This is a genomic window from Microcystis sp. M015S2, assembly GCF_020245945.1.
GTDB lineage: Bacteria > Cyanobacteriota > Cyanobacteriia > Cyanobacteriales > Microcystaceae > Microcystis.
Map to the genome: position 1 here is coordinate 1 of NZ_JADBTX010000069.1, position 15952 is coordinate 15952.

Sequence of the window (15952 nt, forward strand, 5' to 3'; positions counted from 1 at the left end):
TAGGGCTAGTGTTAGTGCGGTGGCAGGGAATTTATGGGGATGAACAAGAGCCGATTACTTGGCTACGTTGGGCAACAGCAGAGGGGCAATTGCTCCCCACCATAGAGGAGTTGGCCGAGCAGGAAAAGCAACGGGCTGAACGCTTGGCGGCAAAATTGCGATCGCTAGGAGTTGACATTGATGATAGTGTGTGATAGAAAACAAACCTTATTCTTTACTGTCTCTCACCTTACTTTTGTTGACTTCTATATACATTTAGCTTTTTTTGTCAATGAAGAAAAACAAAGTAAATATGATTTAGTGTATGTTATTATTTTTGGGCTTTTGTTAATCCTGAAAAACTACTTTATCCTTCCGCAAATGACAGCATAAGGACTGATTATTATTGTCATATTGAGTCCTCTATTGAGGTTAATACTTGGAGTTTTAATTATCAAAGAAGGATTGAATAATAAAGATAAAAGAGAAAATGTAATTCCTTATCTATCATAATGTCCATAGCTGGTGTAATATGCTCTGATGACCAATCTTCTAACAAACGACTTAAATCATATTCTTGCCCATACTAAAACCCTCTGGGAAGAATTGCGGGGACAACGAATATTTATTACTGGAGGTACAGGCTTTTTTGGCTGTTGGTTATTAGAGAGTTTTATCTGGGCTAATGATCAGCTAGACTTAAAAGCATCGGCGGTTGTTTTAACCAGAAATCCTGATAGTTTCAGGCAAAAAGCTCCTCATTTAGCCAATCATCCCGCTATTCAATTCCATAGCGGTGATGTTAGGTCATTTGAGTTTCCTGAAGGAGAGTTTTCTTATATCATTCATGGTGCAACTGAAGCGAGTGCCAAGCTCAATCAAGAAGATCCCTTACTGATGTTTGATACGATTATTGAGGGAACAAGGCATACTTTAGAATTTGCTAAATTTTGTCAGGCTAAAAAGTTCTTATTAACCAGTTCCGGTGCCGTTTATGGCAAACAACCCCCAGAAATAACCCATGTTTCCGAAGACTATTTAGGCTCTCCTGATTTAACTAATCCGGGTTATGCTTATGCCGAAGGAAAACGAGCCGCGGAAATGCTCTGTACTCTCTATGCTAAACAACAGGGCTTAGAAACGAAAATTGCTCGCTGCTTTGCCTTTGTCGGTCCCTATTTGCCCCTGGATACCCATTTTGCTATTGGTAATTTCATTCTAGATGGTATGACGGGGGGTCCGATTCTCATCCAGGGGGATGGTAGTCCTTATCGTTCTTACCTCTACGCGGCGGATTTGGCGATTTGGCTGTGGACAATTTTGTTTAAGGGAAAATCATGCTACCCTTACAATGTCGGTTCAGATGAGGATTTAACTATCGCTGAATTGGCCGAGGTTGTTGCCAGTACATTTGCATCAAAAGTCGAGGTAATTATAGCTAAAGAACCTATCCCCGGTAAACCTGCTGAACGTTACGTTCCTTCAGTTCAGAGGGCTTTTGATGAGTTACAACTTAAACCCCTAATTTCCTTATATGAAGGAATCGTTAAAACGATTGATTATCTTCAGCCAACTATCCTCCATAATCGATGATGAAAAAAATAAATTATATATACTTAGCTTTATTTGTTGGCATATTTTTGCTCATAATTGCCCTTAACCTAGACAATTTTTCTCTGGTGAAAAATTTTATTCTTGACCCTATAGATAATCAATCATCTAAGTCAATACTTTGGAAAATAATTACTAGGATAAATCTTGCCAAAAAGAGTGTTGCTACAGAAAGGATGTGGTACCTTGCATTATTGGGGGGGATAAAAAGCACTCTAGTTTTATGTTCATTTCTATTGATTAGCATACCAATTTCTTACAAAATATCATCTCTTATTTTAGAAAAAAAGGAGGGTCTGAAAAAACTACAAATCAACTCAAATGCAGTAATTTTATCCATGCTGATTGGTTTATCATTTTTCCTCTGGTCTTTTATTACTAGTGGAGGAAATCGTCAATTCGGAAGTGGAGATATGGGTATTATTGTTGATGTTGGATGGCGTTTGTATAATGGTCAAATCCCCTACAGAGATTTTATTTGTACCGTTCCGCCTTCTTTTTACTTAGGAGCAAAGTATGCTTTTGATTTATTCGGTGTTTCTTGGGTATCCATCCTAAAGATAACTGCACTATACTCAATCATAACTTTTGTTTGGTCTTATTTTTTATTAATAAGAATATTCCGCCAACCGTATGTTGCAATTATAGTGGCATTCTGTTGCCAATCGCTGACACTTCTCTTTTGCTCCTTTTGGTGGTACAATCCTGTCACCACTATAACTTTTGCTATCTATTTGTTCTCAACTGTTCTGATATGTAGAAATCAGTTTTCTTGGTTTACTATATTATCTTACATCCTCTCTCTATTCTTGATGTTTACGATGAAAGCTAATATTGCTGGTTTAGCAATACTAGCTTTTTCTATCATTTTGTTTTCATCACGGCGACATAGGCTATTCGTTGTCGCTTCTACCTTGTCGGCTATCTTGATCCTAGTAGTTTTTTTACATTTTAATCATCTGACCCTACCTGACATTATAAGTGGTTCTCTTGCAGTTTCTAAAAGGGGAGTAAATTTGGCTGCGGGATGGAAAGATATTTCTCCCATAGAGAAAACTGGTGCTTTATTATTATTTGCTGCGGCTCTTTTACCTTTAGTTTTAAATAACCCTATTAGTATATCTTTAAAGTTGGTCAAGCCCTCAAATTGTTTATTTTCAGGTCATGTCAAATTACCGATGTCACTGGAAGGTTATGTGTTGTTACTCTCTGGATTCATAGGTTTATATGGCTGGTTTTCTAATTCTGAACCTAAAATAGTTGATTTTTTACCAATATGGTTGAGTGTATCTATTCCAATTTTATCTAACATCTCAGAACATACATTTTCTGAGAATGAGGAAGACAAGTCTCTAGGAAAGAATTATGTTATTATCAAAATTGTTCTCTGTATATTTTTGCTTCTAACTGTTTTAGGATTAACTCTCGGCGGTCTCCGCCACCGAGTAGAAAAAATAGGCTATGGCTATTATTTTGAATGGGATACAACAGCTAATTATGTCAAAGTCAAGAATAACAAATTCTTTGAAAATATGATTGTCAGCGAAAGATTCGCAACAGCACTTGATGAAATTCAAGATTTTTTGAACTCGCATCCAAATTCAAGGGTATATTTCGGAGGAAGATTTGATTTTGGTTGGGCAGCTTACGGGATACAATCTCCCAAGTATCTTCCCCTATTTTGGCATTCTGGTTATGGTTTTCCAGAAGAAAAAGAGGATGAGTTAACAGATAAATTTAATCAGTATGATTATCAGTATTTAATTTATCCTCAGTGCCAAGGTTGTCCTTTTTTTAACCAATTCGTAAATCTTTCAGAGAAAAGAGTAAACCTGCTGATGAACAATTATTCTCAAGACAAAACTTCCTACTCGTCGATAAGCATTTTGAGTAAAAAAACGGATATGGAAGGGAAATGATGAAAAAATTTTTTTGTATGATGTGGCAGACCCAATAAAGATTCAGGAGCTTTTAGATTGGTTAAAAAAGAGCGACAATTCTCTGGTATATCTTGCCTTTTTTTATGACGCTTGTAATGTCTTCATTCCTGGAAAGTGTTTCAACCTAATGCCTCTCACAGGGAACTTGAATAATATTTGTTATCTCAGGAAGCTTTAGGAAATAACGCTCAATATATTCTCAAGGATTCAATCCGATACCAAGGTGTAACCGTTAAAATATACCAAAGTATATCAAGGTAGAAATTATAATTCTGAAATCATTGACTAGCATGGGTTTCAAAAAAATGTTAACTTATATCTCTATATCGCTAAAATTCTTATACCGGGTGTTAACCTACTTACATCCTATATAATAATGTCAACCAAATTAGCGAATCTAAGAGCGAAACCCCGATGAGAGTTGCCGACTATATCGCCCAAACCCTTGTAGAACATGGCATCCATGATGTTTTCTTGCTGACTGGTGGTGGGGCGATGCACCTGAATGATGCTTTCGGGCGCTGTCCAGGACTATCCTACACCTGTTGCCACCACGAACAAGCTTGTGCTATGGCGGCCGAAAGCTACTATCGGTTAACCAATCGCCTGGCCGCCCTGAATGTAACCACAGGACCGGGGGGAACCAATGCCATTACCGGAGTCTATGGAGCGTGGACAGATTCCATCGGCATGATCGTTATTTCCGGACAGGTGAAATGGGAAACCGTGGTCAGAAGTACAGACTTACCCCTCAGACAATTGGGAGATCAGGAAATTGACATTGTTAAATTGGTGGAACCGATCACTAAATACGCGGTGATGGTGACAGAGCCCCAGTCAATTCGCTACCATCTCGAAAGAGCGTTACATCTGGCTCAATCTGGCCGTCCCGGTCCTTGCTGGTTGGATATCCCGATGAATGTTCAAGGAGCTAAGATTGATCCCACATCTCTACCGGGCTACGACCCTAAAGAAGATGCCATCAACTATACTACTACCAATCTAGCGGCCACCTGTGAACAAGTTATCAACCGACTGAAAACCGCCGAACGCCCGGTTATCTACGCTGGATCGGGAATTCGTTTAGGGAGGGCTTATGAAGACTTCCTGCGCTTAGTGAATACTTGGAAAATCCCCGTAGTTACAGCTTGGAACGCTCACGATCTGATCTGGAACGATCATCCTTACTATATTGGTAGGCCCGGCACGGTCGGCGATCGCCCTGGTAATTTTGCCGTCCAAAATGCTGATTTCTTATTAGTTTTAGGTTGCCGGCTCAACATCCGCCAGGTGAGCTATAACTGGGAAAATTTTGCCCGGGAAGCCTATAAGATTATCGTGGATATTGACGAATCAGAACTGAAAAAGCCAACGCTCAAGCCGGATATACCTGTTCATGCTGATGTAGCCGACTTCTTGGCGCATTTACTGCAACATCAAGTTGAGCCAACACAACACCATCAACAGTGGCTAGACTGGTGTTTGCTTCGTAAGGAAAAATATCCCACTGTCTTACCCGAATATTGGCTAACACAAGGAGCAGTTAACCCTTATTGCTTTGCTCAAGCACTCTTTAAGGAACTCCCCCCGGGAGAAATAGTCGTGACCGGTGATGGAACTGCTTGTGTGACGACATTTCAAGCGGCATCAATCAAAGAGGGACAGCGCCTCTATACTAACTCTGGTTGTGCCTCCATGGGATACGATCTACCGGCGGCGATCGGGGCCTGTATTGCCAGTGGTAAGCGGCGAGTGATTTGTATTGCGGGAGATGGCAGCATTCAATTAAACCTACAAGAATTACAAACCCTGGTGGGATATCAACTGCCTATCAAGATTTTTGTCCTCAATAATCAAGGCTATCACTCGATTCGTCAAACTCAGCAGAATTTCTTTGCCGATAATATTGTCGGTTGTGGACCGGAAAGTGGCGTGACCTTTCCCAGTTTTGAAAAGTTAGCGGCGGCCTATGGGATTCCTTACCGACTTTGCCGAGAACATTCAACTATGCGGGAAGCTATTCAAGAAACCCTTGCCGGGGAAGGTTCTCAGATCTGCGAGGTGTTTCTTGACCTCAATCAACCCTTTGCTCCTAAGTTGTCTTCTCGTCGCTTGGATGATGGGCGCATGGTATCTTCTCCCTTAGAAGATTTATCCCCCTTCCTAGATCGGGATGAGTTTATGAGTAATATGATTGTTGCGCCCTTGACTGAATAGGTTATACTCCTTTCAAGTTCAAACTTAAAACTAGCTAACCAAGGAGCAGAAAAACTATGAACTCGATGGAAAAACGAATGGTGGAACTTTTATTGGAATTAAAGGAGAACTATAACGTTTGTGGAGTCAAGGCCGAATTTGAAGCGGAAGGCACCCGCATGGAAGAAGCAATGCGCCTCAAAGAGGTTAGTCTTACAGCCGGCTTGGGTTTAAACTTAAAAATTGGTGGCTGTGAGGCCATCAAGGATATGTTTGATGCTACTAGCTTAGGGGCTGAACGGGTAATTGCTCCCATGGTAGAAACGGCCTACGCCTTGAAAAAATACCTGAATGCGATCAATATCGGCTTTAGCAGTGATCAAAAACAAGATGTAGAATTTCTGATTAACTTAGAAACGATTACAGCTTTCAAAAACTTTGATGAAATGTTATCCTTGCCCGAAATCAAGTCTTTAAGTGGGGTGGTGATTGGGCGAGTTGACTTGTCTGGTTCTATGGGATTGACTCGTGAAGATATTAATAGCGATCAAGTCCTAGATATTGCCTTGAAAATTGCTGAAAAAGCGAAATCAGCGGGGTTAAAGGTGGTTGTAGGCGGTGGGGTTTCCGTTCATTCATTACCTTTCTTTAAAGCCTTTCCTGAAGGACATCTTGATCGCTTTGAAACCCGAAAGGTTGTCTTCCGTTGTCCGGAAGCCATCAATAACCCGGAGGAGGCTTTTTTGAAGGCGGTTGAGTTTGAGCTTATGTGGCTGAAGAATAAAAAGAATTACTATGGGGCAATTCATCGAGAAGATGATAGTCGCTTAGAAATGATGGAAGAACGCTACCGCAGTTCAATTAATAAATTACTCTATGGTAAATCTAACAAAGCATCATAAAGCCTTGATTACTGGAGGTTCTCGCGGACTTGGGTCCGCCATGGCCTCATTATTGGAAGACCAAGGCGTTGAAGTAATTGCCCCAACACGGGATGTCTTGGATCTTTCCCGCATGGAGTCCATTGCCGCTTATATCGCTTCCGAGCAGGGGACGGGGTTTGACATAATCATCAATAATGCTGGGATTAATCTTCTCAATGAACTTACCCATGTCAAAGATGAGGACTGGCAAATTATGCTTCAGGTGAATTTGACTGCCCCCATGGCCCTAATTAGAGGGTTCTCTCCCTATATGAAAGCCCAAAAGTGGGGAAGGATAGTCAATATAAGCTCTATCTTTAGTTTAGTCACCAGAGAAAACCGCTCTGCTTACTCGGCAACTAAAGCAGGGTTAAACGGTTTGACCCGGACTGCGGCAGTGGAATTGGCTCCCTATGGTATTCTCGTAAACGCGGTTTGTCCGGGATATGTGGAAACCGAGTTAACCTTTGTCAATAATTCCCCTGAACAGTTAGCGGCAATTACTGCTACCATTCCCTTACAACGTCTTGCCCAACCCCATGAAATTGCCAAGCTAGTTATTTTTTTGTGTTCGGAAGAAAATACCTATCTCACCGGACAAAATCTAGTGATTGATGGCGGCTTCACCTGTAAATAAACCCTGATTTTAAGGTCTTTGAGTTATGCTAGAAATCCAAAGTCAATTTCACCCCTACTGTGTTGAAGTCAAGGAAGGCTTAAAAGATGCTTTAACACAAGCTGTTAAAGACAAGACCGTTTTTACTTTAGTTGATAGTAACGTTTTTCACCTGTACTCACAGCCAATAGAAGAAGTTTTGTCTGATCGCCCTCTCCTAAAAATAGAGGCTACGGAGGAACAAAAATCTTTTGAACGACTCACACCAATTTTTTTAAACCTCTTGGAATTAGGTTTTAGGAAAGACTGTACCTTGCTAGTAATTGGAGGTGGAGTCATTCAAGATATTGGCTGTTTTATATCTTCCGTTTTATTTAGGGGGATTAAATGGATATTAATTCCTACTACCTTATTAGCTCAATGTGATAGTTGTATTGGCAGTAAAAGCTCCATCAATATTCAAAACTTCAAAAACCAAATCGGGACATTTTATCCCCCCCATGAGATTATTCTCGTTTTTTCTGTATTGAAGACCTTACCCTCTGATGAAATTCGCTCTGGGTTGGGGGAAATTATCAAGCTAAATTTACTGGCTGGTGAATCTGAAGTTCAACAAATGAAAATTAATCTTCAAAAACTATCGGCAGATTTTTTAGAGATTCAAAATCTAATTTTAGATGCTCTAAATATCAAGAAACGTTACATTGAGCGGGATGAGTTTGACAAGGGAATTAGAAATATTTTAAATTATGGGCATACTTTTGGACACGCTTATGAATCGGCCACTAACTATAAAATTCCCCATGGAATTGCTGTAACTTTAGGGGTGCTTACGGCTACCTTCTTTTCCGAAAGACTAGGAATGGTAGAATCGGGATATTTTGAGAATTTGCAAGAGTTTTTGAAACCTTATTATGAGCCTTATAACCAAGAGTTAACCTCCAATATTTTAGAGCTTATTTTAGGAGCAATTAAACTGGACAAGAAAAATACTGGAAGATCAATTAACTGCATCCTAACACGAGGAGAAGGTAAAATGGAGAAGGTTTCGCTAGAGTTAGAGAATCAAGTGAGACCTCTACTCAAGGAATTTTTGACAGTTATCTGTTAAAATTTGGCAACAATAATCTAATCAATAATTAATAACTTGTGGGGGAATGAACTAAGAAAATGTATCTGATCAAAAAGCATAGATTGGTTAACCTGATTAAAAAATATAAATTTGTCCGTTTCTTGCTAGTTGGCGCACTAAATACCCTGTTTAGTTATTTTTTATATGGTAGTCTTATACTGATAGGACTGAATTATAAGTACGCTGTCCTGCTGGCCACTATTCTGGGAGTTTTATTTAACTTTCAAACCACGGGAAGACTGGTTTTTGGCAGCAAAAACAACAAATTGATGTTTCGTTTTGTCTTAGTTTATGTGGTGACTTTCTTGTTGAACGTTGAGGCCCTGAGAATTGTTGATGCTATTGATATTGGCATCGAGCAAAAAACTAAGATGTTAATCGCTGGTGCTATCTTAGTTTTTCCTTTGGCTGTCATCTCTTTTATTTTAATGAAATTATTTGTTTTTAGAGAAGGATCACAATGAAAAAAATTACGATTATGACTCCTTGTTATAATGAAGAAGGAAATATTGAAGACCTTTACCTGCGAGTTAAAGAAGTCTTTAATCAGTTACCTAACTATGAGTATGAACATCTTTTTATCGATAACGCTTCCCAAGATAAAACTGTAGATGAATTAAAAAAAATTGCTCAAAAAGACCCCAGGGTAAAAGTCATCGTTAATGCTAGAAATTTTGGTCCTGTTCGTTCTGGTTACTATGGGATTCTTCAGTGTTATGGAGATGCGGTTATTCCTATTGTGGCAGATCTGCAAGATCCTCCCGAATTAATCCTAGAATTTGTCAAGAAGTGGGAAGAAGGCTATAACGTTGTTAAAGCGGTTAAAACTCCGATGAAAGAAGGAGCTTTTTTCTATTTTGCCAGACAAATTTTTTATTATTTAATGGATAATCTTTCAGATATAAGAGTTACTAGAAATTTTACAGGTTTCGGGTTATACGATCAGAAAGTCATCAATGTTCTACGAGAGATTAACGATCCCTATCCCTATTTTAGGGGACTCATTGAAGAGTTGGGTTTTGAAAGTTTCTCTTTTGAGTATCAACAACAACGGCGAAAACGGGGTATTAGTAGTTACAACTTCTATCGATACTATAGCGAGGCGATGCTGGGTATTACCAGTCACTCCCAAGTTCCCCTCAGACTGGCCACCATGTTAGGCTTTGCTTTGTCCCTCTTGAGTCTGGTAGTGGCGTTAGGTTATTTAATCGCCAAATTGTTGTTCTGGGATTATTTTCCTTTAGGAACCGCACCAATCATGATCGGACTATTTTTACTCGCTTCGGTGCAATTATTTTTTATCGGTATTATCGGTGAATATATCGGATTAATGCACATGAGAATTTTAAAAAGGCCTTTAGTTGTCGAACGAGAACGGATTAACTTTTATTAATCTATAACTGTCGAACCAATGCCCTGATTCATCATGGAAAATTTTGACTTACGCTTATCTTTATTAAATACAATAGAAAACCAATCTGGATTACCTAATCTATATAGGATAAGTCTAACCATTGTATTATTCATATTTGTCGTTCTAGCACTTTCTCCTACAATCTTCAACGAGTCGAAGATTAGTAGATTTGTCTTGCGGGTTTTCTCGGAACCTGTTTTTTTAGCGTGGACGGGGTTAGCGATTCTCGCTGGTCGTTGGCCAGTTTTACTCGCTCCCTCTATTAATTCGGATGAAAATCAATTCATTGCCGCCGCGATGACACTGGTTAAGGAGCCGGCTTTCTGGCGTTCGGTTGATACTGGTACATCGGGTCCGCTGAATATTATACCCCTGACTATTCCTAGACTATTGAATATTCGCATCGATTACGCCAGCGCTCGACTTATCGGCTTATTTTTAGTGATTCTGTCCGTTATCTTTTTTTATTACTCGCTTAAATATTTATACGATAATCGAGTCGCCCGTATTGCGACTATCCCGGTTGTTTTATTTTTCTCCTTGGCAGTCCATAGTAACTTTGTTCACTATAGCAGCGAACATTTCCCGATCGCTATTTTAAGTACTGCTCTTTGGATTACCTGCTACGTTTACACCCGCAAGTTTAGCGATCGCATGGTTTTTATCTTTGGTGCAGTTATCGGAATGATGCCCTACGCAAAAATGCAAGGTCTTCCCGTTGCGCTGGCAATCACTTTAATTTTCGCTCACATACTTTGGACCAGAAAAGAAAGTCTCCGACAATTTCTCAAAAGTTTAGCTACGCTCGCATTGGGCTTATTGCTGTTTTCTGCCATCAATCTCTTTTTTTTAATTCTTTTTTCAACGTTTGGGGATTTCTGGAGAAGCTATATCCTCCAGAATTTTTTATTTTATGCCAATCTATCGAACCTAACCTTCGGGGAAAAGTTCAGCCAATTTATATCAATGGCTAGTAGTAAACGATTAAACTCAAGTTCACTATTTCAAATTACCTCGATTTTTCTCATCGCCGCAACGATTTTGTTTTTTAGGGAAAGTATGGTGCGGCGAAAGCTATTGTTTACAAATACTTTTATCTTCTTCTTCTACAGCCTATTTATCGTAGTAGTTTCTATTTATGTCGTAGTTCGCCCCGGTAATCTTTTCCCGCATTATCTTCTTTTTCTTGTCTTCCCCTGTGGTTTTTTGATCGGTGTGGTAATCGGAGAAATTTTTAAATTGTCGGAGAATAATGCTTTTTATAAACAGATAAAGTTTTTGATATTGCTATTGATGATTGCGGCCAGCCTCCTACAGAGCTATAACTTGATCAAAAGCGAACACCCCTATCTCTCTCAACGCCAAAAATATCTTCAGGATTATCAAACTCCCCTCGTGCGGACAATCTTGCAATACGCTTCACCAACTGATTCAATCGCGGTCTGGGGCAAGAGGAATGATCTATATATCGAGACTGGACTGTATCAGGGAGTCAGAGGCAGTGCGATGGAACGGGCGCTTTATAATAATCCCGATGAGGCTTATTATCTAAAACTCTTCGCCGACGATCTATTAAAGTCAAAATCAAAGGTTTTTGTCGATGCGATGGCTGGCGAGAAGAAGATTTATCGTCACGATGCCTATCCCGAAATCGCCAATGTGATTGAAAATAACTATCGTATGGTGAATGAAGTTGAGGGCATTCGGATTTATGTGAGAAAATAGAGTAGTGAAAAAATGGTGAATAATCAAATTGATTTACGGTGGTGGCTACTTAGTAACTTGGCAAGTGTTCAATCTTTGTCAATTATTTACAGAATATCGGTAATAGTCACTTTTATTATCTTCGTTTCTGGCTCTTCGTTACTTGGTATGATTCGATCAGGGGGCATAAATCGACTAAATCCTTATCTGGCAAGAGATTTAATTGATTAGTTCGCTCTAGATCGAAAACAATTAACAAAAATCGCCAAATGTCTTTCTCTATAAGAGTTTCATTCCTTATAACCCTGTAGGTTGCATAAGACAAAACGAAGAACCGGAAATCCCCTTAAAAATAACCATAATTGGTAATTCACCCAAAATACTTTTTACTCTTTTCGTCCGACTGGCGGTTTCTTCTATACTTATTTTGATAAAAAAATACCGAGTTCTGGGTTAACACACTAGATCATTAAATCTCTGACAGTCTCCTCTATTTCTCCCAAGTTATTTGGATTGTTGCTGCCATCGAGATATATTTTGAATCGTAAGTTATAATTACTATAATCTCATTTCTCTTTCTGATCAGGTTCGAGGTTTTATAGTTTTTAACAGCTACAAGCATTAATACTCATGGCATAAGTGAGATGCTCCCTATTGCCAACGGACAGAAGGCGATCGAAAACCGACTAACCAGCATGGAAAACGGACAGAAGAATTTAGAGTTAGGGCAGTCGGGAATTAAAGGCGATATCCGAACCCTAGACGCGAAGATAGAGGGTTTAAGCTGCAAGCAGATCGAGTTAAAGTTATAGAGAACGCGACGGGGAAAACCACCGCTCTCGCCGAAAAAGTCGGGGAACTGAAAAACTGGAAACAGATCGGGGTAGTGGTGATCACCGCTTCGCTCAGTTCGATCTAGTCCTAGGTTTTAAAAATTACCCAAGAAGACAGGTAATAATTATCCCCAAAATACTCTAGGGAGTAACCTAAATAACCAACCCCAAAAAAACTCTCTGCTACACTTGAGTCAGTAGATGCACCCTGATGAAAAAGGAGAGTCAAAGAAAGCTCTCCTTTTTTTTTTGAGAAAGCAATCCGGGGGGATTTAGCCGCGGTTAGCAGGTAATTTCGCCTTGCGCGCCATGTCTTTGAAACCATTCAAACTTGGACCGGGGCGACGGCGAGACATACTAGGAGTAATCAAGTATTTTGTCGCAAATTCCACTTCTTGCGGCTCTACTTTACCGTTAGTAGCGGCTAAGGGTGTCGGTGCGCTCACAGGAGCGGCGGGAGTTTCTTTTGCTTGCTTTTCTTTCTTAACAGAAGTTTTTTTGTTTTTTTTCTCAGCTACAGGGGCGGGAGCAGACTCGACAGCAGGGGCGGGCGCTTCCACAACAGGTGGGGCTGCTGCCGTGGTTGCTGTCGCTTTTTGTTCACCATCGGTTTCTTTTAGTTCTAGGTAAAAGTCAGATTTTTTGCCACCAAAGAGATTTTTTAACATCGGGGATCACTCCGAGAGTTGGGAAAATGTAAAAGACTAAGTATTTTAAAATTTATCATTGACCGGGATCAGGCAGCAAACAAGATTATTGTCTTGGTGATTTGCCTCAAATTTTCATCTATTTTTCTCTGGATAATCCCTACCAGAGAAAGGTTTTAAAAACAAGTTAAATTTACAAAAATTAACAAAAATCAAGGATGAGAAACCCCGACGCAAACAATGGCAAAAACTGCTAGAGACGTTGCTGACAACGTCTCTAGATTATTTATTAGGGATTTGGTCGGATTTAGCCGGCCGCGGGTACACGGCTACCGCTAACTCCTGGAACAGGACCACGACGAATGTTGGTTTCCGCTTCGATGGGAACGAATTCAATATGATTGAGGAGGGTAGTAACGAAAGCAAAGAGTAAAAAAGGCAAAGAGAGGACGACGACTAACCCCACGGTAGCGAGGGCGAAAATTTGTCTAGTGCTACTCCAAAGAGCTAGAGTGGAAGCCAGAGTAAGAAAAATAACGATTAACCAAACGATTATTTGTCCGTAAATATCTCCGAAGGTGAGGGTGCAAACCATGCGATAGTTACGAAAATCCTTATCCATAACAGTAAACCCGTAGATAGTCAGTTATTGTTTTAGGGTAAGTCTATAATTGTCAGCTTGGTCAATATTTAAAGGTTTTTATAAACACTTGTTGATAAATCTTTACAATTCTGCGCCGAGCGGGTAGCCAAATCTAGAGGTAAGAGCGGTATTGTTTGGTTGCCCTTCTGGAAAACTAAGTTGCTCTCCTAAGAATTGCTAAGAATTGCTAAGAATTACCAAAAAACTGGCCAAAATTTCGGCGAACGCTCTTTACAATTAAGTTAGAAAGGCAAGGAGGAGCAAGCCTAATGAAAACTTTTGTTGAGCGTTATTGGTCTTGGTTTAATTGGACAACCTTAGCCATGGTTGTTCTTGGTTTCTGGTTAAGTGCCAGTTTCGTCATCGATTTAATCATTATCCCCAGCTTATCCGTAGCTGGCATGATGACACAAAATGGCTTTGCCAGTGCCGGTTACTTGTTATTTGGCATTTTTAACCATCTGGAATTAGTTTGTGCGGCGATTGTGCTGTGTAGCTTTGTTGTCTTCCACCGCTATCATACCTTAATCCATCTCCCCGAACATCGATCGCTCCTATTCGCCGGTGTTCTCTTAGTAATCACCCTAATTTACACCTATTTTCTCACTCCCAATCTGAGCGCCATGGGTTTACTGGCTCCCGTTACCGCGTCGGGAATGTCGGGAGAAATGATGTCCTTGCAGATTGGTTACTGGTTTCTAGAAGTGGTTAAAGGTTTAATCGCTTTTACCCTGTTGCGCTGGTGTTGGCGAGATGCCTTTAAGTTAGCTTAACTATTAGCGGCAATATCGCGGTTATCTGAATAGTGAGGTAAGAAGCTTTCGGTATTAGGGAATAGGCAATCTTACGGCTTTTTCCCCCTTCCCTAGTCCAGTCTTAACCGGTGTTTAGATGTGCCGGCAGCTTACCCCAAAGCAGACCAAACTTCTAACTTACTGACCACGCGACGAATCACCTCATCGGTAAACTCACTCATGGTCATTTGGCCCCCTAAATCGGGGGTTTTTTTGCCCTCGTGAATAGTTTCAAAGACACTTTCATAAATTGCCCTGGAAGCTTTACGCGCCTCGCTAGTTTCGATATAACCTAACAAAGCTGCCGAGGCTAAAATCATCGCCATGGGATTAGCGATATTTTTGCCCTCTAAAGCCGGGGCCGTGCCGTGGGGAGCTTCTGCCATAATAGTTTTAACCGCTAAGGTCTCCTCATCAAATCCCAAAACTAAACTTTCGGCCCCAGCAATACTGCCATAGAGTTGCAAGACAAAATCAGATAATAAATCGCCATCGCGATTAAGTGCGGGAATCACCAAAGCTTCGCCGTCGGTTTGTAAAAGTAGGGCAAAAGTTGCATCAATTAACAGGGGTTGATAACGCACTTCCGGATGTCTTCGGGCCGCCGCGTCTAATTCCTCTTTAAACATCCCTTCGTAGGTGGCACTAACGGTGAATTTTGGGCCGCCAAATACCCGCGCCCCGGTTTTTTTGGCCTGTTGAAAGGTAAACTCGGCCACGGCGCGACTGGTAGCTCTAGAAATGCGCGAGGTGCGATAGGCAATTTCATCGCCGGTGGCAGTGGTTTCTCGCCATTCTTTGGCCCCGTAGGCATCATCAACGGCCATGCGGACAATGGCAATGGGAGAATAAACGCCCCCAATCGGACGAATGCCGGGGATACGGCGACCGATGCGGAGAATTACCTGAGAATTCATTGCTTCTCTTAAAATAGCGTTAGGACTGCCCACATCTCCTTTAATTTCTGGGGTAATGGTGGCAGCTTTGAGAGCTAATCCGGTTTTTAGAGTCGCTTCGGCGGCCTCATGAACCACTTGATTGTTACTCTGGCGACGTTGGGCTAAACTAAGATCAAAATCGGCAAAGTTAAGCGATTGACGAATTATCGAGGGTTGCAATACTCTCAGGGCTTCTAGTAATAGTTCTTCTCCAGTTTGGTCGCCGTGCATGACCACAATGGTGGGGATATTTTCAGTCATAATTTTTGAGTTTTAATAAAAATTTTCAAGTATATCTTAATGCTTAATTGACCGTTTAATCGGCTAAAAAAGATACTTTTTACCTTAATTAATTCTGTAATTTTATCAATCTTGCAGAAAAAGATATATAATGCCAAATCTGGTTATTAAAAACCGATTATTTATTCTCGCTCTTGCCTTTTGCCCCCCTTGATAAGCTGTCCTTTAGTCACATCTTTCTTAACATTTCAAACCTTTGTAGCACAAGGCTTTCAAGACTCGGTTAACAATTTGTAATATTCCTTGTTGACACCCTTACTGACAAAGAAAAAACTGAAATCA

At 40.4% G+C, this 15952-nt stretch carries 13 protein-coding genes and 3 pseudogenes; 12 read left to right on the forward strand and 4 right to left on the reverse strand.

Annotated features, from left to right (window positions below; all coding sequences use genetic code 11):
* From IM473_RS13615 to IM473_RS13660, 10 genes and pseudogenes are all read left to right on the forward strand, one after another.
* A pseudogene (locus IM473_RS13615) lies at positions 1-194 on the forward strand (Uma2 family endonuclease); the annotation flags it as partial.
* Positions 195-519: 325 nt separating this feature from the next.
* Positions 520-1572, forward strand: coding sequence for an NAD-dependent epimerase/dehydratase family protein (locus tag IM473_RS13620; protein WP_287660333.1), 1053 nt, complete (start codon positions 520-522; stop codon positions 1570-1572).
* A complete protein-coding gene (locus tag IM473_RS13625; RefSeq protein ID WP_287660334.1) occupies positions 1569-3509 on the forward strand; it encodes a glycosyltransferase family protein in 1941 nt (646 codons plus the stop codon). Before IM473_RS13620 ends, IM473_RS13625 begins: the two co-directional genes overlap by 4 nt.
* 435 nt (positions 3510-3944) lie before the next feature.
* Positions 3945-5747: a thiamine pyrophosphate-binding protein gene (locus IM473_RS13630; RefSeq protein WP_287660335.1), complete on the forward strand. Its 1803-nt coding sequence runs from the start codon at positions 3945-3947 to the stop codon at positions 5745-5747.
* A 56-nt stretch (positions 5748-5803) separates the two neighbouring features.
* On the forward strand, positions 5804-6628 hold the full coding sequence (locus tag IM473_RS13635) for an aldolase/citrate lyase family protein (RefSeq protein WP_004163421.1): 825 nt from the start codon (positions 5804-5806) through the stop codon (positions 6626-6628).
* Complete coding sequence (locus IM473_RS13640) at positions 6603-7286, forward strand: SDR family NAD(P)-dependent oxidoreductase (RefSeq protein WP_287660336.1); 684 nt, start codon at positions 6603-6605, stop codon at positions 7284-7286. Before IM473_RS13635 ends, IM473_RS13640 begins: the two co-directional genes overlap by 26 nt.
* A 25-nt stretch (positions 7287-7311) precedes the next feature.
* Positions 7312-8376: an AroB-related putative sugar phosphate phospholyase (cyclizing) gene (locus IM473_RS13645; RefSeq protein WP_287660337.1), complete on the forward strand. Its 1065-nt coding sequence runs from the start codon at positions 7312-7314 to the stop codon at positions 8374-8376.
* 59 nt (positions 8377-8435) lie between these two features.
* On the forward strand, positions 8436-8861 hold the full coding sequence (locus IM473_RS13650) for a GtrA family protein (protein WP_287660338.1): 426 nt from the start codon (positions 8436-8438) through the stop codon (positions 8859-8861).
* The gene (locus IM473_RS13655) at positions 8858-9790 is read left to right on the forward strand and encodes a glycosyltransferase family 2 protein (RefSeq protein ID WP_287660339.1); all 933 of its coding nucleotides are present in this window, start codon (positions 8858-8860) and stop codon (positions 9788-9790) included. The genes IM473_RS13650 and IM473_RS13655 overlap by 4 nt, the downstream gene beginning before the upstream one ends.
* 195 nt (positions 9791-9985) lie before the next feature.
* Positions 9986-11536, forward strand: coding sequence for a glycosyltransferase family protein (locus IM473_RS13660; RefSeq protein ID WP_287690487.1), 1551 nt, complete (start codon positions 9986-9988; stop codon positions 11534-11536).
* A gap of 339 nt (positions 11537-11875) precedes the next feature.
* Here IM473_RS13660 and IM473_RS13665 read toward each other — a convergent pair.
* Positions 11876-12033, reverse strand: a pseudogene (locus tag IM473_RS13665) (ISKra4 family transposase); the annotation flags it as partial.
* A 126-nt stretch (positions 12034-12159) separates the two neighbouring features.
* Between IM473_RS13665 and IM473_RS22580 the strand changes: the two are divergent.
* Positions 12160-12434: pseudogene (locus tag IM473_RS22580) on the forward strand (hypothetical protein).
* A gap of 186 nt (positions 12435-12620) precedes the next feature.
* On the opposite strand, the gene IM473_RS13675 reads toward IM473_RS22580, so the two are convergent.
* Together IM473_RS13675 and IM473_RS13680 are read right to left on the reverse strand one after the other, a co-directional pair.
* On the reverse strand, positions 12621-13016 hold the full coding sequence (locus IM473_RS13675) for a hypothetical protein (RefSeq protein ID WP_287660341.1): 396 nt from the start codon (positions 13014-13016) through the stop codon (positions 12621-12623).
* Between the two features lie 286 nt (positions 13017-13302).
* Complete coding sequence (locus IM473_RS13680; RefSeq protein ID WP_002786368.1) at positions 13303-13617, reverse strand: hypothetical protein; 315 nt, start codon at positions 13615-13617, stop codon at positions 13303-13305.
* Between the two features lie 290 nt (positions 13618-13907).
* Here IM473_RS13680 and IM473_RS13685 point away from each other — a divergent pair, with 290 nt between their 5' ends.
* A complete protein-coding gene (locus IM473_RS13685; RefSeq protein WP_002798683.1) occupies positions 13908-14411 on the forward strand; it encodes a hypothetical protein in 504 nt (167 codons plus the stop codon).
* Positions 14412-14542: 131 nt separating this feature from the next.
* Here IM473_RS13685 and IM473_RS13690 read toward each other — a convergent pair whose 3' ends face one another.
* Positions 14543-15631, reverse strand: a complete 1089-nt coding sequence (locus IM473_RS13690) for an isocitrate/isopropylmalate family dehydrogenase (protein ID WP_287660342.1) — start codon at positions 15629-15631, stop codon at positions 14543-14545.
* Between the last annotated feature and the right edge of the window lie 321 nt (positions 15632-15952).